Here is a 17,389-nt window from a genome sequence, read left to right on the forward strand (position 1 = left end):
TGACAGTTCTGGCCTTTTAGCCGGCTGTTGGGGGCGCTTGTTTTGCTGCCGGCTTTTGTTGGAAATAAGAGGGCGGCACTTGCTTTATGGTGTGAACAGGTGTAAAATTTTCTAATGTAGGTTTAATGGTATGATAAATTTGTTTAATGAGAAGGATAGTCAGTGCTGCAAAATGAACTCCTTCTCCCACGAGAAAAAGGATGTGAAGGGAATGGCTACGCAACAGGATGTGATCAAGGCCTTTATGCGTTCATTGGACAACACCACCCTGTCTGGTGCTGCTGCTTTGGACGAGGCTATCAAAAACTGCTCAGGAGGAAGATTCTCCGACATGCAGGACCTGATTGACAGTTTTATTAGTGATGTGAGTAATCATGGCGGCAGTTATGACTTTTACCGTGGCTATGATGAAAAAATAGACAGCTTCTTGAAGGATTATTGTGGGATAATTCTGGATAATGAGGATACTGGGGCAATTACCGGTTCTGATGCAGGTGCTGCCGTGACTAAAACCGCTGATAGTATTGTGCCTGAATCTGGCGAAGTTCAGACCTACCCTGACGGTGGCAGCAGCACTATCAATGGTCTGACCTTTCATTGGCCGGATAGGAGTACCCTGAGCAGCGATGAGCAGGCCATTGTGGACCGTCTTTATAGCTGGTGGACCAAGGGCGCTTTGGACCTTATTCAGGAATCTTTTGGCCTGAACTTCACGGAAGCAGGCACTTCAGTAAAAGATATTTCCCTGAGCTTCTACAACGAGGACGATAATGTTCTTGCTGCGGTGAGGTCTTCCTATGATATGTTTACAGGGCTAACTGAAGAGTTGACACTGAAAGTGAATATGTGTTATTACGGCGGTTTTGACCAACAGGATGTGAATGGTGCTGCTGAAGAAGCATCTTTTTATCTTGATCGTACCTTGGCACATGAGTTTGTCCATGCTGTAATGGCTGCCAACATAGATAACTTTGCCAATCTGCCCCTGTTTGTGAAGGAAGGTCTGGCAGAACTGGTTCATGGCATAGACGATGAGCGTGAGTATTCAATCCGCGATTTGGCGGTCACGGGCAATGAAGATTATCTTAAAAGTCTGTTTAGTATTCGTGGCACTTATTATGATTGCGGTTCCGATACTTATGCCGGCGGCTATATGCTGTTCCGCTATTTGGCCAAGCAGGCCGCTGATGATGTGGTTGGCAGCCTGCCGGAGGGCGTTTATTACAATGAAACAAAGACGGCTGTCACCATAACAGCGCCTTTCAAAGGTATATGGGATGCCGCAGATTATGTCGATACTGTGCGTGATATAGATGCATCCCAGGCAGATGACAGCATAACCATTAAGGCAGGGCGATATGACAGCATGATCGAGGCTGGCCGCAATGGCGGGGATATTTACGGCCAGGGTGGTAATGATACCATATATGCTGGTGCTGGCAAAGATGTCATTTGGTATGGCAATGCTGACGGCGAGGATACCGTCTACAATTTCAAGAGCGGCCAGGATGTTTTGCGTTTCTATGACAATGCCCAGTTGGCAAGTGTGGCCACTTCTGGCAACGATGTGATCCTGAGTTCTGCCAGTGGTTCAGTAACGCTGATGGGCAAGGCCAATCAGCGGGTAGATATTGTTGATGCTGACGGCAGGAACAGAGCATATTATTTTGGCCGCCAGGATAAGGCCAATACTTTTGTCTATGGTGTCAATAAGAGCTATTACGGCAGTGCCGAATATGAGGATACACTGCGGGTAAATACCAGGGCAAATGTTTCTCTGGAGAACACTACGCTGTACCATGATATTGATAATCTGGATGCCAGAAAGTCAAAGAAAGCAGTGAAGCTCACCGGTGGGGCTAAGGTTTCCAAACTTTATGGCAGTGCGAAGAATGATACCCTGGTAGCCGGCCGTGGCGGAGCTTCCCTTATTGGCGGCAAGGGCAATGACCTGCTTTATGGCGGCATTGGCGCAGATAAGATCTATTGGGGGGCCGGCCTGGGCAATGATATCCTTTATGGGTACGATAGCGAAATGGACATCATTGTGCTAAGTGCAGGCCGTCTGAAGAGTGGCAAGGCTTCCGGCTCTGATGTAATACTGACTTCTACTTCTGGCAACACGCTCAGAATTAAAAATGCTGCCAATAAGGAAATTGTGGTGGCAGATACTAAGGGTAATGTGACTAATAAGACTTACAGTCCCGCTGGTGTCACCTATGATGACGATAAAACTACCGCCATTATCAAAGCTCCTTTTAAGGGCACTTGGGATGCAGAGGCTTATGCAGACACTGTGCTTACGGTAGATGCTTCCAAGGAGATCTATAATATTACCATTAAGGCTGGCAACAATGATAATACCATCAAAGCTGGCAAGAAGGGCAGTAATATATATGGCCAGGGTGGCGATGACATCATATATGGTGGTGCTGGCACGGATGTCTTCTGGTACGGTAATGGTGATGGCGCAGATACCATTCACAATTTCCAGAGCGGCAAGGATATGCTTCATTTCTATAATGAGGCATACCTGGACAGTGTTGCAACCGTTGGTACTGATGTTGTCCTGGAATCTGATACTGGCTCGGTGAAATTGGTGGGCAAGACTAATCAGCGGGTAGATATTACTGATGCTGATGATAATACTGCGGCTTATTATTTTGGCCGTCAGGATAAAGCCAATACTTTTGTTTACGGGTATAGTAATCATTACTATGGCAGCACTAAATATAAAGACACGTTGCAGATAAAAACAGGGGCAACAGTTTCTCTGGGTAATACTGAATTGTATCATGCTATTGATACCTTGGACGCCAGACGTTCCAAGAAGGCTGTTAAACTGACCGGTGGGTCTAAAGCCTCCAAGTTGTATGGCAGCGCAAAGAATGATATCTTGAAGGCCGGACGTGGCGGGGCCTCTCTTATTGGTGGCATGGGCAATGATAAGCTCTATGGCAACAGGGGACGTGACAAGTTCTACTGGGGCGCTGACCTGGGCAATGATACGATCTATAACTACGCCAGTGGCAAGGATGTTGTGATTTTTAGTGCTGGAAGCCTGGATAGTGGCGAGGTTTCCGGAGAGGATGTTATTCTTACATCCAATACAGGCAATACCCTCACTATAAAAAAAGCTGTTGGCAAAGTGATTACCATTCAGGGAACGGATGGGGAAAAGATTGAGAAAATCTACAATGCACCTACCACGACCAGCCTTCCCGATGGTGTCACCTATGATAGCCAGAATCTTACTCTGGTATTGAGCGAAGGTACCATTGATGAGTTCTCTCTCGTTGATAATGATGTTGTCTTCAAGAGTACGTTGGGTGATATTCGCCTGGCCGATACGAAGGACAAGATTCTTAGTGTGATTGATGGGAATGGGGTAAAGGCCACCTATAAGGTAGCGGAAAATATTCCCATGGATTCTGGTGTGTCATACAATGATGATGGGACGGAAGTAATTCTGGGAGAGAATACATATTTTGATTATATCTTTAACATAAGTAATTATGGTGAAGGTGTCCATACAGGCAATGCTACGGCTTATAAAGAAGGCCATAGCCTCCTTTGGGGGAGCAATGGCGACGATGTGCTCATTGCAGGCAGTGGCGACATGGACGTATATGGAGGCTGGGGCAATGACACCCTTTACGGTGGTTGTGGGAAGAATGATTTTCGTTGGAACCACAATGACGACAATGACATTGTGTATAACTATACTAAAGGTCAGGATAGGATAAATGTGTATTATGGCAGAGTTGATGGCTATGAGTTATCCGGCAGTGATGTGATTCTCAAAAGCGGGAAAGCTACATTAACTGTGAAAGATGTCAAGCCAGAAGACATAACGGTATATAATAGTTTTTCTGGGCAGTATGATACATATTGGTATGATGGAAAACTGCCAGAGGGGATATACTACGACAGCAATGAAGGTCAATATGTAGTGAGTGCATCTTTTGGCAATGAGAATGATATGTTTGATTTTCATTCACTCCCCACGACTACAGCTACTGTGGATGCATCGGCTGTGAACCGTCCTTATGGTTTTAGCATTTGGGGCGATGAACGCGATAATACCATCATAGCCAGCAGTGGTGGTGGCTATATTCATACAGGCAGTGGCAGTGATACGGTATACTTTGGCGAAGGCGAGGATAATCTATATTTCGATAATTTCTATGAAGGTGAGATTACAGTATATGGTTATCAAAAAGGACAGGATAATATAAAACTGGGATATAAGGATAGCGTAAGCCGCTATGAAATTAATGGAAATGACTTGGTTTTGTGGAATGAAGACCAATATAGTAGTTTAAAACTCACACTAAAAAACACTATGGTGTCGGATGTTACGATATTGGATTCTGATGGCAATGAAGTAACAAATTGGCAGGAGACCGCCGAAGTCATTTCCAAATCCGATAATTTAAGTGCTGACAAGAGAGATACCTCGTTGTATTTTGATGATAGTGCAGCATATGTTGATTCTGACAGCATGAAGCTGGAGGCAGTATCTCAAAACGCTACCTCATTGCCTGGGCAGGATATGGCGATTCTTTCTAGTGAAGAAACATCAGGCATTGGCACTATGCCATTGGCTACAGGAGCTTCGCCTATGGAGGAAACGGCGAAAATATCAGCCTGTGCGGATAAGAGTGATAATCCGTTAAATCGGAAGTAATAGCAGCAAATTAGGGGGAATTAGTTGTGGCATTAAAAAATAATAATGCATCTATGATATATGACGCTTCCATTGTAAATGGAACTTCAGGGGATGATCTTCTTGAAGTTAATAATAAAAATTCTATTGTGAATACTGGAACTGGTCGCGATTCAATATTTGTCCATGCCAGTAATTCCACTATTAATGTGGATAGTGGGGAAAAATATATCCATTTTGATTTGGACTTTGGGAAAAAATCAAGTGCAAATGCCAAGATTATAGGCAGCAATGGTGATGATAAAGTATCCGTATTTGAAAGCACTTATGTAGAAAATATGCCAGTAACCTGGAATATGGGTAAGGGTAACGATACTATAACTGGAACCTTTGGTGGAGATGTATTCCAGTATGAAATTGGTGACGGGCGTGATGTCATTGAGTACTATGATGGAAACGACATTATTTATCTTAAATCTGGAAGTGTACAAGATTGCCACTTTGAAGGAAATGATGTGGTTTTAGAAATTGGGGATGGAAAGAATGCCGACGGAAGCATAACCTTGAAGAATATGAAGAATCGTGAGGTCAGGCTCAAGGATGAATACGGCAATGTTTTCTCCCAGTATTATGGCACTGATTACTCAGGTGTTGAGGTTGTAAGGAACTTTATCCAGACTGTCAGTGAATCACCATTGAAAGGCAAGGCAGCCCTCGATGAAGCAGTGAAAGCATGCTCTTCGTACAGCAGTTTTGATGAACTGGTCAACAGCATGGTGACAGACTGTTGGCAAGCAGGGCCATATACCTTCTTGAGAGAATACTGCGGCATATCTGACAGCGAAGGAGAGTATTACGGCGGGGCTATTACAGGCTGGGGGGCTGGTGGCTCGGCAAGGAATTTTGATGAGCTTATGCCCAAGAAATATGGGGATAGGGGTAATGCGGATACTTTTACTAAACGTGGACTTACAGTAACTGTTCCTAATTCTAAGCAGCTGGAGTATTATTGCCGGGGGGCAGTAGATGATATTTATTCTTGGGGAATGGATGATTCCTTAGATTTGATTGAAAAAACCTATGGATTTTCATTCGAAAAAAATCCCCAATATCTTGAACTGGACTTTGATTGGCTGCCAGATGACGATGATGAGGCGCGCACTGAAAATGGAAGAATAACAATAAATAAAGATCATTTTGATGGCGGCGACGAAGCTGGCCGGCTTTTTGCGCGTGAGCTTACCCATGTGGTGCAGTCGGCAATGGGGTTGGACGAAAAACTGCCTCAGTATATGCTGGAGGGGATGACGGAGCTTACCGCAGGAAGAAAGCAATATGATTATTCTGATCGTGAAGTCCTTGAGAAAATTGCCAAAGATCCTGCAAAGCTTAGGGAGTATCTCAATTCGTATAACTCAACCGGTTCCATTAAGGAAGTTTATGCGGCCGGCTATATTTTCTGGCGTTACTTGGCCAAGCAGACTGCTGATTCATATGATGCTTCCAAAACCTATTCCTGGAAGGATTCCGTGAGCATCGACGGAACCCAGGGGGATGATGTTCTGACGGCCAGCGGCAGCAAAGTAACCTTGGTTGGTGGCCAGGGCATGGATACTCTGACTGCTTATGGTGAAGGTGACAGCCTCAGCGGCGGGGCTGGCAGTGATTATCTCTTTGTAGGAGAAAATGCCCACAAAACTGTGCTGAATGGCGGTGCGGGAGCGGATTACCTGATAGCTCGTGGCAATCGTGTCACTGTTATCGGTGGAACGGGCAATGATTCGATTCATTTGCAGGGCAATAGGGAGGTTCTGCGCTATAGCGGTGGAGACGGAAAAGATGGTGTAAGGGGTTATAATTCCACCGATGCCATTCAGATCCTGTCAGCAGATTCCTTCACGTCGGCAGCCAGCGGCTCTGATGTAGTGCTGAAGGTGGGCAAAGGTAGCATATGCTTGTTTGATACCGAAACCTCAGCAGTTAACCTTACGGTCAAAGGCAATGCCAAGGCCAATGTCCTGAAGGCTGGTGCGGTTAAGGCGAAGCTTTACGGGATGAGTGGCAATGATACGCTGGTGGGCAGTAAGAGCAATGATACCCTTGACGGCGGCACGGGCAATGACAGTTTGGTCGGCGGTGCAGGCAATGATTACCTGCGTGGCGACGCAGGGACGGACACTCTTGTCGGTGGTACAGGCAAGGATACCTTTGCTTACGCAGCCGGGGAGGGCAAGGATATCATCAAGGACTACGAGACAGGCAAGGATGTTATAAAGCTCATCAAGGGCACTATCACAGGCAAGAAGGCAAAGGGCAAGGATGTCATACTGAGTGTGGGAAGCGGCTCCATGACATTGAAGAATGCCGTGGGCAAGAAAATCACGGTGGTGGATGCCAATGGCAATAAATCAGTGCTGAAGCCCGTGGTCAACAGTTTGCCAAATCATGCCAAATATACCAGCAAGGCAGCGAAGCAGGTGAATCTGGGCTCAGCATATGCTGGCACCACGTTTAATGCTGGTTTGTATGCTGACAGCATCAAGAATGTAGATGCTACGAAGACAACCAAAAAGCTTTCCATTTACGGCAATGCCAAAGGTAACGTGCTTAAAGCCGGGCGTGGCAACACAAAACTTTACGGTCTGGATGGCGATGACAAAATGGTGGGCGGCAAGGGCCGTGACTGGCTTGAAGGTGGCAACGGCGATGACACCCTGATTGGTGGTGCAGGCAATGATACGTTGCGTGGCGGCAAAGGGAACGACACACTGAATGGAGGTCCTGGCAACGATATATACCTCTATGCAGATGGGGACGGCTTTGACACCATTATCTCGTATACGAGCAATCAGACTATCAAGATTATGTCTGGCAGCGTGAGCAGTGTTGAGGTTGGCTCAATACATTCTAAATACGGCACTGGTGATGTGCAGGATGTTCTCCTTACTGTAGGTGATGGCGCTTTGTGGCTGAAAGATGTGGGAGTGAATTCTTCGCTTAACCTTATCAATGAGTATGGTGAAAAAGAAACCTATAAAGTAGCAGATCTGCAAAAGAAAAAGCTTTAATTTATGGTGGCAAATGCCCCTTGTCAGGCTCGATGGGCCTTTCAAGGGGCATTTTTTGCTTGCTCAAAATAATGGTTGACTTTTATATTTAAAAATCGTAATATATAAATACAGACGGCGACACAAAGTTAGGAGGGCGAGGCAGGAAACATGATTGAGGACAAGGAAAAGCTCTGCGAGCTGGCGGAACTGCTGAAGGTCATCGGCCATCCGGTGCGGCTTTGCATTGTGCGGGGGCTTTGGCGCCGGGGAGGCGGTTGCAATGTGACCTTTATGCAGGAGTGTCTGGACATTCCCCAGTCTACCGTGTCCCAGCATCTGGGCAAACTGCGTCAGGCAGGGATTATCCAGGGGGACAGGCAGGGCTTGGAGATCTGCTATTCCCTGAAGGACAAGCGAGTGGAAAAAATACTGGAAATATTGTTTGCAGAAGATAAATGAGTGAATTAGGAGGTTTATGATATGAGCGCAAAGGTTATTACGAGTGCAAATTTTGCCGAGGAAGTATTGCAGGCCAAGGGCACGGTGCTTTTGGATTTCTGGGCTGAGTGGTGCGGGCCCTGCCGCATGCTTTCACCTATCATTGACGAGGTGGCAGCCAGCCATCCCGAGGTGAAGGTTGGGAAGGTCAATGTGGATGAGCAGCAGGCTTTGGCACAGCAGTTCAATATAATGTCCATTCCTACCCTGGTGGTGTTCAAGGATGGCAAGAAAGTAAATGAGGCTGTGGGCTTGATGCCTAAGGAGCAGGTGGAAAGCCTGCTGGCATGAATTCTGTCCCTGCGGGCTTTGGCTCACAGGGATTTTTAGGAGGTGTGATAATGGGGAAGGTTTTGATCTTGGGGGCCGGGCCCGCAGGTGTTTCTGCCGCCCTTTATGCCAAGCGGGGCGGAGCTGAGGTTACTGTTGTTTATAAAGGCAATGATACCGGGGCCTTGGGCAAGGCGGAGTTGATTCAGAATTACTATGGACTGGAAAAGGCCGTTTCCGGGGAGGAGCTGGAGCGCCGGGGGATAGAAGGTGCCAAGGCTCTGGGCATCGATTTTGTAGAGGACGAGCTGGTGGAGCTTGGCTATGGCGATGATTTCAAGAGCTTCAAGGCCAAGTCTGCCAAGGCGGAATATAGGGCTGAGGCAGTCATTATTGCCGCCGGTGCCTCCCGGCGCAGCCTGCCTTTGCCGGGACTGAAGGAATTGGAGGGGCATGGAGTCAGCTATTGTGCTACCTGTGATGCGTTCTTTTACAAGGGCAAGACTGTGGCGGTGCTGGGGGCGGGGGACTATGCCCTCCATGAGGCAGAAGTCCTGCTGCCTCATGCCGCCAAGGTCTATCTTTTTACCAATGGAGAAGAAGCAGGGAAAGTTCCTGCCGGGGTGGAGGTCATTCCTGGAAAGCTGGCTTCCCTCCAAGGTACGGACAGGGTGGAAAAAACCGTCTTTGCCGATGGCAGGGAACTGCCTCTGGACGGCCTGTTTGTGGCCCTGGGCACTGCTGGCAGTACGGAACTGGCCCGAAAGCTGGGCGTGATGCTGGAGGGCGGCAATATCAAGGTGGATGGGCAGATGGCCACCAATGTGCCGGGGATTTTTGCCGCCGGGGACTGCACAGGGGGACTTCTGCAGATTGCCAAGGCGGTCTATCAAGGGGCTGAGGCCGGACTGGCTGCCGTGAAGTTTTTGCGGGGCAAGGCGTGAATTATAGTAAACGTCGTTGAAAAAACAAAGCCTTCCCCTTGAGGGGAAGGGGGACCGCGTCAGCGGTGGATGAGGTGTCTCGCCAAGCGAAATTCACCTTAGCAGGCCACCTCATCCGTCAGCCTGTGGCTGACACCTTCCCCTCAAGGGGAAGGCTTATTGGCAACTATTCAGATGTTTACTATAAATCTTGCACAATAAAAAAGGCAGCTGCCGCATATCGGAGGTGATAAGCGGCAGCTGCCTTTCTTTTAGAGTTTGCTTCTTTGTTTTCAGGGAATTATGCAGTAGCCTGCTGTCTGCCATTCTGGGCAGCCAGCAGTGCCCGGGTATGGGCGGCCACATCGGCAGGGGTCATGTCGTGCCTTCTGGCTACACCGGTCTCCTGGGCGGCTTTGGCTACGGCCTTGGCTACGGCAGGGGCTACTCTGGGGTCGAAGGGGCTGGTGATGATATGGTCGGCATCCAAATCCTTCTCGGAAATCAGCCCTGCAATGGCATGGGCGGCGGCCAGCTTCATCTCTTCGTTGATTTCCTTGGCCCGTACGTCCAGGGCTCCGCGGAAGATGCCCGGGAAAGCCAGCAGGTTGTTCACCTGGTTGGGATAGTCCGAGCGGCCCGTGCAGACGATGGCAGCGCCGGCTTCCTTGGCCAGCTCCGGCATGATCTCCGGGGTGGGGTTGGCCATGGCCATGATGATGGGATCCTTGGCCATGGAGCGCACCATTTCTTCGGTGACGCAGCCTGCCACGGAAACGCCTACGAAGACATCGGCGCCTTTCAGCACTTCTGCAAGGCTGCCTTTGTGCATCTGGCGGTTGGTGATCTTGGCGATGTCGTCCTTGAAGGGGTTCATGCCCTCGGGACGGCCTTCGTAGATGGCGCCCTTGGTGTCGCAGAGCAGGATGTCCTGCACGCCCAGGGAGACCAGCAGGCGGGTGATGGCCTGGCCGGCGGCGCCTGCGCCGTTCACTACTACGCGGATGGCGCCCATGTCCTTCTTCACCACTCTGAGGGCGTTGATGAGGGCAGAAGCTACCACAATGGCGGTGCCGTGCTGGTCATCGTGGAAGACGGGGATATCAAGTCTTTTCTTGAGCTCGTTTTCGATGACGAAGCACTCGGGAGCTTTGATGTCCTCCAGATTGATGCCGCCGAAGGTGGGGGCCATCATTTCCACGGCCCGGATGATTTCCTGGGGGTCTTTGGAGTCAAGGGCGATGGGGACAGAGTCCACACCTGCGAAGCCCTTGAAGAGGATGGCCTTGCCCTCCATGACAGGCAGGCCTGCGCCTGCGCCGATGGCCCCCAGGCCCAGGACAGCAGTGCCGTTGGTGACCACTGCCACCAGATTGCTCTTGGAAGTATAGTCGTAAATCTTCTCTGGCTCGTCTTTGATGGCCAGGCAGGGGGCCGCCACCCCGGGACTGTAGGCCAGGGTCAGGTCGCGCTGGGTGTTCAGGGGCACCTTGCTCATGATTTCGATTTTGCCCTGGCTTTCCTGATGGAGTTCGAGAGAAGCTTGGTTTACATTTTCCTTTTTCATAAGTAACATCCTTTCTGTATGGCCGGCCTTTCTGCGCTAAGGCGTTCAGTTCACAGGTACAGCAACGCTGCAATTGGACTCCGGCCTGCGGCCAGATTCCACACGTTCCGTTTATGCTGTACCTGTGCCCCTCACTTGCGGAGGCACAGAGTATAAATTCCTTCTCTGACCGGCAAAATGCTATGATATATGTTACCGGTATATCAACTATGTAAAATAGTGATGTTCCCTATTATAATGATTTTTGACAGAAAGGCCAATATTTAAAAAGAATAGAATGATAACTGTAAACTATAGTTTTTAATAAGAGGACAAAAGTAATCATAAACAATGGGTGCATTGACAGAGCAAGAGGGGCAATCTATACTGATTTCATAAGGAGTTTTCGCTAGTTTGCAAGTATGGAAACTTGCTTGTAATAAGTATATTAGTGTGCAAGAGGTAGACAAAATGTTTCAAAAGTTTATGGCAGAGGCTGCAGAGGCGGCAGGTTTGCAGTTAAGTGATAACCAGCTGCAGCAGTTCACCCGTTATTATGAAATGCTCATAGAGTGGAATGAGAAGATGAACCTCACCGCCATCACGGAAGCGCAGGAAGTGGCGGTGAAGCACATGGTGGACAGCCTGACGGCCTTGGAGACGGGGCTATTTGCAGAGGGGGCAACGGTGATTGATGTGGGCACGGGAGCCGGCTTCCCGGGGCTGCCGCTGAAAATCTACCGGCCAGACCTGAAGCTCACTCTTATGGATTCCCTGCAGAAGCGGGTGGGGTTCCTGGAAGCAGTGGTGGAGGAATTGGGCCTGCAGGAAGTTGCCTGTGTCCATGCCCGGGCTGAGGAGGGGGCGCGGAATAAGGCCTATCGCGAGAAGTTCGACCTTGCTGTAAGCCGCGCCGTGGCGGCCTTGCCTGTTTTGGCAGAGTACACGCTGCCTTTTGTGAAAAAAGGCGGCTTCCTGGTGGCTCTCAAGGGGGCTAAATATGCGGAGGAAGCGGAGGCTGCAGTCCGGGCCCTCTCCCTGCTGGGAGGGTCTGCTTCCAGGTGCCAGGAAGTGGCCCTGCCGGGCCTTGAGGACAAGCGGGCTATTGTGACGGTGAAGAAATTGAAGCTCACGCCGAAGGCCTATCCCCGCAAAGCGGGCACGCCTACGAAAAAACCTCTGTGATTTTTTGAATTTCTTGTAATGCTTTCCTTTCTCAATCGTATAGACTACTGAAGGGATTTTTATACAAGTATGCTTAATGAGCAGTACTCAGGGCAGGATTTTTGGTTGGTTTTATAGAACTAATCCGGCGCACGGAGAGATTGCTCGAGTGAGTTAGGAGGGAAATGAGATGAAAAAGAAGGTAACAGCTCTGCTGGCAGGGCTTATGCTTACGGCTTCAGCTTTTTGTGTGGCAAGCGTTTCCAGTGACAGCATCGCCATCGACGGAGTGGCTCCTGGCTCCACCTTAGAGTCTGCCAGGGCGAAACTGGGCACTCCTGACGCTGTCGCCGGTGACAAGATCTACTTCCCCAATGGCATTGTAATTGATGTAGCTGACCATAACCCCAATCTGGTGGAGGAAATCGAGACTCATAGTGCAGGCGCTACTCCCGGCGGTGTCACGGTGGGCATGAGCGAAGCTGTGCTGTCTGATGTGTATGGCAGGGCAGACAAGGTAGACCGTGATTACGATGATACGGAGTACGTTTACTACAGCAGCGATTACAGCAAGAAGATGGAATTCAAAGTAGTGAATGGGACTATCGTGAAAATCAAGTGCGAGCTGCGCGACTGAGCTTGCTTTTGCTTGAAGGCGTAGAAAAGCCCGAAGGCCTGTGGCGCTTCCTGATGGGAAGCGGTCCAACAGCCTTCGGGCTATTTTTTCTGTGGATTTGTCATCAGAAGTAGCAGCGCACTTCTCCCAGGAAGCCTCTGGCAGTTCAGCAGGACTTGGTCTATGGGGGGAAGCATGGTCCTGTTCATGGCTCTGGCTGTTATCTGGGCCATTTCATAGCGGGTGAGGAGGCGGTCTCCACGGTAGGTGTCATCGCCATAACCCTCGATGACGTTGTCTGCAGCCAGCTGCTCGACGGCATCGTAGGCCCAGTGCTCCCGGGGAACGTCGGTGAAGGGGTTGCCTGCTGACAGGTGCCGTGAGGGGCTATCTGGTGATTTTTTTGTTCAGGTCGTCAAAGAAGGACTTGCAGATGCGCCCGAAAATTCCTTTCTGGCCGTGGTGGGAATCGTCCCGCAGCCGCAGCTCGTCCCGGGCCATGACTTTCTTCCCCGTCTTGCTGTCAAAGACCTCGAAGCGCAGGCGCACAGTGGAGGTATAGACAGTCTGGGGAGGATGGTAGACCGGTACTTCTGTATAGTAGGTCTCTTCTATTTTCTCTCCGTTGGGCATCCTTTTGGTGCGGGTGGCTTTCCGGGTTTCCCAGGAGGTGTAGGCGGGTTTCACATAGGAATCATCGTGCCATTTCAGAAGCTCTGCCTTGATGTAGGCATCAGCTGCCAGCTGGGGGTTTTCCGGCGACAGCAGGGAAGCTTTGGCGGCGTCAAGCACCTGGTACTTGGGACGCATGGCATTTTTCCAGTAGTCCTCCTGCAAGGTCTGCTCCAGCAGGTCACTTTCGAATTCCTCCGTATCCGTCAACTCGATATCGTAGATAAGGGCCTTCTGGATTTTGTGGAAATCGTAGCTATCGTCCACCCAGTTGGTCTTTTCTGCGCTGGCAGGCAGGGTGGCGGCGAAAATCAGGCACAGGGCCAGCAGGAAGGGACGCAGGCTAAGGAACTTGCGGCTGTTGCTCATGAAAATACCTCCTTCGCGGGAACTTTGCGGTTGCTCTTACGGCATAAGTTCGACGGAAGGAGGTATGAATCCTGTCTGAGTTAAGACTTATTCTTCTGGAACTCGTCCCAGATCATGCGCTTGGCAATCTTGCCCGTAGAAGTGCGGGGCAGGTGGGGGAGTTCGTGGAATTCGCGGGGAATCTTGTAGAGGGCCAGGTTTTCCTGGAGGAATTTCTTCAGCTCACGGATGTTCACGCTGGCACCTTCGTGAAGGCTGTAGAAGCAGGCGCCTGCCTGGCCTCTCAGCTTGTCTTCAATGCCGATGACGGCTGCCTCGGCGATGCCGGGGAACTGATAGACCACTTCCTCTACCTCACGGGGGTAGATGTTCTCGCCCATGGAAATGATCATGTCCTTGATGCGGTCCACGATGTAGACATAGCCATCTTCGTCAATGCGGGCTACATCAGCGGTGTGGAACCAGCCGCCTCTGAGGGCTTCATTTGAGGCTTCGGGCAGGTTCCAGTAACCCAGCATCACATTTTCGCCCCGGCAGATCAGCTCGCCGGGTTCACCCTGGGGCACATCGTTGTTTTGGGGGTCCACGATGCGCACTTCGATGTCATGCACAGGCACGCCGCTGGAGCCCACCTTGGAAGCGCCGGGAGGGTTCATGGTGACAACCGGGGAGGTTTCGGAGAGGCCGTAGCCCTCGCAGATTTCCAGGCCGAACTTCTCCATGAAGTCTTCGGCAATCTTCAAGGGCAGGGTAGTGCCGCCGGAGACCACCAGACGCATGGAGGCCATGTCTTCCTTGGTGGCCAGCTTGGTCAGCAGGGAGCAGATGGAGGGCACCACGTACATATCCGTGACCTTTTCTTCCCGGATGGTCTTGATGGTTTCCTTCGGGGTGAAGGAGTCCAGGATAACCACGGTGGCTCCGGAGTGCAGGGGATAGAGCACGGCGCAGGTCCATCCGAAGCAGTGGTACATGGGCAGTACGCAGAGCACATTGTGCTCTGACTTGCAGCCCATGTAGACAATCTGCTCGCAGTTGGCTACCAGATTGCGGTGGGAAAGCACTGCGCCCTTGGGGTTGCCGGTGGTGCCTGAGGTGTAGATGATGACGCAGGGAGCGTGCTCATCCAGATGGGAGGGGAAGCTGGGGGCTTCTTCCAGCCCTTCCTTTTTCGTGCCGATGTTCTTGGTGTCGATCTGCTTCAGGCGGATATCGCAGCGCAGGGCTGCCATGGCATCTACCAGATTGAGGAGTTCATAGGTCACCAGGAAGCGGGCGCCGGCGTCTTTTATAATGTAGGCAATCTCACGGTTGGACAGCTGGAAGTTGATGGGGATGGAGATGGCGCCCAGGGAAGCCACAGCCATGTAGACAAAGACGAACTCCGCGCTGTTGCGGGAGAAGATGGCAACCCGGTCGCCGGGCTTCACGCCCTCAGCGTAGAGGCGGTTGCGGCAATTTTTTACCGCTTCCTGCAATTCGGCATAAGTGAAACGGCGCTCATGATCGATGATGGCAAGATCACTCGCTGCGCCCTGATTGATAAGCTCATGTACCAGCATAGTGCACATCCTTTTCTATAGAAATGGACTTCGAAACATAATAAAATGACTTAAATTGAATTTTATACTAGGTACTAAAGAAAGTCAATGGAAGAATGATGAAAGGAAAAGACTGTCAAGTTTACACTTAATGAAGAAAAAATAGTTATTTTCAGGGAAGATGTAAAAATTTTGGCTGTGTACTTTGGAGAGAGATTTTCTTGCATCATGTGTTGCATTGTAACATGGGCCTGTGCTATAATTACTTCAGCAAAAATCAATAGTCATACGGGTTCGGTCGTGCTCGGGCATCATGGGGCATGATTTTTTATATGTCATCAGATGTACACTGCGAGCGCACAATGTATGATGTTGTAAGGAGAGTGCAGAATGAACAGCCTTAGTAAAGGAGAGCTCCTGGGTGTGGGGCTCATGATGTTTTCCATCTTTTTCGGCGCAGGCAACCTGATTTTCCCGCCGGCCTTGGGACAGGCAGCAGGGGATAATGTGGTGCCCGCCATGGCAGGCTTCCTCATTACCGGCGTGGGCCTGCCCCTTATGGGCATTGCCGCTATCGCCATGCAGGGAGGCAAGTACATTGAGTTTATCTCCCGCATGACCCGCCCGGCTTTCGCTACGGCCCTTTTGGTGATTCTCTATCTCACCATCGGTCCCATGTTTGCCGTGCCCCGCACGGGGGCTGTGTCCTTTGAGATCGGCATCCGCCCCTTCCTCACGGAAGATACCATGACTATGGGCCAGGCCATCTACACGGCCTTTTTCTTCGGTGCCACCTACTGGCTGGCGCTGAACCCCAGCAAGCTCATCGACCGGGTGGGCAAGATGCTGACCCCGGTGCTGCTGGTTTTCCTGGTGATTATGTTCCTGCGGGCCTTCGGCGCACCCCTGGGTGACATCATGCCCGCTACCGGTTCCTATGTAGAGTCCGCTTTTGCACAGGGCTTCCAGGACGGCTACCAGACCATGGACCTTCTGGCTTCCATCGCCATTGGTACTCTCGTGGTCAATGCCGTGCGCGCCCGTGGGGTGGAGGGGTCCAAAGCCCTTGGCCGGGTCTGCCTGATGGCTGGCCTTATCGCCCTGTTCCTCATGACTCTTGTCTATGGTTCTCTGGCTTATCTGGGTGCTACCAGCGCCAGCGTCCTGGGCCATTCTGCCAACGGCGGCCAGTTGCTGGCTGAGGCAGTGGGCATCTTCTTTGGACCTGCAGGCAACCTCCTGCTGGCAGTCATCATCGGCCTGGCCTGCCTGACCACCAGCTGCGGCGTCATTTCCGGCACTGCCTGGTTCTTCAACAAACTCTTTAATAATAAGGTAACTTATAAGAATCTGCTCCGCTTCGGCGTAGCGTTCAGCTTCGTGGTTTCCAATATCGGTCTCACTCAGATTATCACCTTGGCTGTGCCCTTCCTGGTGGGTATCTATCCGCTGGTGATTGTGATGGTGGTGTTGTCCCTGTTCCATGGCGTTATCGGCGAGCGCCGTACGGTGTATCGCTGGGCCCTTGATTTCACTCTGGCCTTTGCCGTGGTGGATGCCCTGAATGCCGCTGGCTTCCAGCTGCCGGTGCTGAACGGCATCCTTGCTCAGTACGTGCCATTCTACAGCCTGATGCTGGGCTGGCTGATTCCGGCCATCATCGGTGCAGGGATTGGTCTTGGCATTTCCTTTCTGCGGGGAGAAGTAACGGTAAAAAACGACACCCAGGCAGTTGATATGAACTGATATGTTGAACAAAACGCCCGGTGGCACACTTGACGAGTGTGCACACCGGGCGTTTGTGATACGGGCACAAAATTCTTTTGCGCAAAGAAAAAGTCCCTCCTGCACGATCCAGGAGGGACAAACGCTTGGAAGGGATGATAAAGCGTTTGAGAAATGGGATAACAAGGAGGGTGGGATAAACCCCCTTGCAGGGAAATCAACAAGAGTCCCGAATACCTAGGGGATTGACAAGGCATCCCTCTCGCTGACAGGTATTATACTAACAGAGAAATATGAAAAAAATATGTAACCAAGTGCCAAAATGAGCAAAAAGTTTGTTATTATT

General features: G+C 50.5%; 11 protein-coding genes and 1 pseudogene. 8 read left to right on the top strand and 4 right to left on the bottom strand.

The features are described from left to right. Positions 1 to 211: 211 nt before the first annotated feature. From BLW59_RS07605 to BLW59_RS07625, 5 genes are all read left to right on the top strand, one after another. Positions 212 to 4,690 (top strand): hypothetical protein, encoded by a 4,479-nt coding sequence (locus BLW59_RS07605; protein WP_175463383.1) that lies wholly within the window; start codon positions 212 to 214, stop codon positions 4,688 to 4,690. Positions 4,691 to 4,716: 26 nt separating this feature from the next. Next, entirely contained in the window at positions 4,717 to 7,737 is a 3,021-nt protein-coding gene (locus BLW59_RS07610) for a calcium-binding protein (RefSeq protein ID WP_139283594.1), read from the top strand. A 150-nt stretch (positions 7,738 to 7,887) separates the two neighbouring features. Next, positions 7,888 to 8,178 carry an ArsR/SmtB family transcription factor gene (locus BLW59_RS07615; RefSeq protein ID WP_074697314.1) on the top strand — a complete coding sequence of 97 codons (291 nt, stop codon included), beginning with the start codon at positions 7,888 to 7,890 and terminating at the stop codon, positions 8,176 to 8,178. 21 nt (positions 8,179 to 8,199) lie between these two features. Continuing rightward, positions 8,200 to 8,508, top strand: coding sequence for a thioredoxin (gene trxA, locus BLW59_RS07620; protein WP_074697315.1), 309 nt, complete (start codon positions 8,200 to 8,202; stop codon positions 8,506 to 8,508). A 50-nt stretch (positions 8,509 to 8,558) separates the two neighbouring features. Further along, positions 8,559 to 9,431 carry an NAD(P)/FAD-dependent oxidoreductase gene (locus BLW59_RS07625; RefSeq protein WP_074697316.1) on the top strand — a complete coding sequence of 291 codons (873 nt, stop codon included), beginning with the start codon at positions 8,559 to 8,561 and terminating at the stop codon, positions 9,429 to 9,431. 280 nt (positions 9,432 to 9,711) lie between these two features. Here BLW59_RS07625 and BLW59_RS07630 read toward each other — a convergent pair whose 3' ends face one another. Next, entirely contained in the window at positions 9,712 to 10,977 is a 1,266-nt protein-coding gene (locus BLW59_RS07630; RefSeq protein WP_074697317.1) for an NAD(P)-dependent malic enzyme, read from the bottom strand. A gap of 450 nt (positions 10,978 to 11,427) precedes the next feature. On the opposite strand from BLW59_RS07630, the gene rsmG reads away from it, so the two are divergent. Continuing rightward, positions 11,428 to 12,141, top strand: coding sequence for a 16S rRNA (guanine(527)-N(7))-methyltransferase RsmG (gene rsmG / locus BLW59_RS07635; protein WP_074697318.1), 714 nt, complete (start codon positions 11,428 to 11,430; stop codon positions 12,139 to 12,141). Between the two features lie 169 nt (positions 12,142 to 12,310). Beyond that, positions 12,311 to 12,757 (top strand): hypothetical protein, encoded by a 447-nt coding sequence (locus BLW59_RS07640; RefSeq protein WP_074697319.1) that lies wholly within the window; start codon positions 12,311 to 12,313, stop codon positions 12,755 to 12,757. 143 nt (positions 12,758 to 12,900) lie between these two features. Here BLW59_RS07640 and BLW59_RS17095 read toward each other — a convergent pair. The 3 genes and pseudogenes from BLW59_RS17095 to BLW59_RS07655 all read right to left on the bottom strand — a co-directional run. Beyond that, positions 12,901 to 13,119, bottom strand: a pseudogene (locus BLW59_RS17095) (S-layer homology domain-containing protein); the annotation flags it as partial. A gap of 4 nt (positions 13,120 to 13,123) precedes the next feature. Continuing rightward, on the bottom strand, positions 13,124 to 13,777 hold the full coding sequence (locus BLW59_RS07650) for a hypothetical protein (protein WP_074697320.1): 654 nt from the start codon (positions 13,775 to 13,777) through the stop codon (positions 13,124 to 13,126). 80 nt (positions 13,778 to 13,857) lie between these two features. Beyond that, positions 13,858 to 15,339 (bottom strand): class I adenylate-forming enzyme family protein, encoded by a 1,482-nt coding sequence (locus BLW59_RS07655; RefSeq protein ID WP_029546287.1) that lies wholly within the window; start codon positions 15,337 to 15,339, stop codon positions 13,858 to 13,860. Between the two features lie 369 nt (positions 15,340 to 15,708). Here BLW59_RS07655 and brnQ point away from each other — a divergent pair, with 369 nt between their 5' ends. Beyond that, positions 15,709 to 17,064, top strand: a complete 1,356-nt coding sequence (brnQ, locus tag BLW59_RS07660) for a branched-chain amino acid transport system II carrier protein (protein WP_074697321.1) — start codon at positions 15,709 to 15,711, stop codon at positions 17,062 to 17,064. Positions 17,065 to 17,389: the final 325 nt, after the last annotated feature.

Source organism: Selenomonas sp. KH1T6, from assembly GCF_900108415.1.
Classification (GTDB): Bacteria; Bacillota; Negativicutes; order Selenomonadales; family Selenomonadaceae; genus Selenomonas_B; species Selenomonas_B ruminantium_A.

What these genes read in the sequence shown, in the direction of transcription:
- BLW59_RS07655 (WP_029546287.1), bottom strand. Translation starts at nt 15,339, where the DNA reads ATGCTGGTACATGAGCTTATCAATCAGGGCGCAGCGAGTGATCTTGCC.
- BLW59_RS07605 (WP_175463383.1), top strand. Translation starts at nt 212, where the DNA reads ATGGCTACGCAACAGGATGTGATCAAGGCCTTTATGCGTTCATTGGAC.
- BLW59_RS07650 (WP_074697320.1), bottom strand. Translation starts at nt 13,777, where the DNA reads ATGAGCAACAGCCGCAAGTTCCTTAGCCTGCGTCCCTTCCTGCTGGCC.
- BLW59_RS07640 (WP_074697319.1), top strand. Translation starts at nt 12,311, where the DNA reads ATGAAAAAGAAGGTAACAGCTCTGCTGGCAGGGCTTATGCTTACGGCT.
- BLW59_RS07625 (WP_074697316.1), top strand. Translation starts at nt 8,559, where the DNA reads ATGGGGAAGGTTTTGATCTTGGGGGCCGGGCCCGCAGGTGTTTCTGCC.
- rsmG (WP_074697318.1), top strand. Translation starts at nt 11,428, where the DNA reads ATGTTTCAAAAGTTTATGGCAGAGGCTGCAGAGGCGGCAGGTTTGCAG.
- brnQ (WP_074697321.1), top strand. Translation starts at nt 15,709, where the DNA reads ATGAACAGCCTTAGTAAAGGAGAGCTCCTGGGTGTGGGGCTCATGATG.
- trxA (WP_074697315.1), top strand. Translation starts at nt 8,200, where the DNA reads ATGAGCGCAAAGGTTATTACGAGTGCAAATTTTGCCGAGGAAGTATTG.
- BLW59_RS07630 (WP_074697317.1), bottom strand. Translation starts at nt 10,977, where the DNA reads ATGAAAAAGGAAAATGTAAACCAAGCTTCTCTCGAACTCCATCAGGAA.
- BLW59_RS07615 (WP_074697314.1), top strand. Translation starts at nt 7,888, where the DNA reads ATGATTGAGGACAAGGAAAAGCTCTGCGAGCTGGCGGAACTGCTGAAG.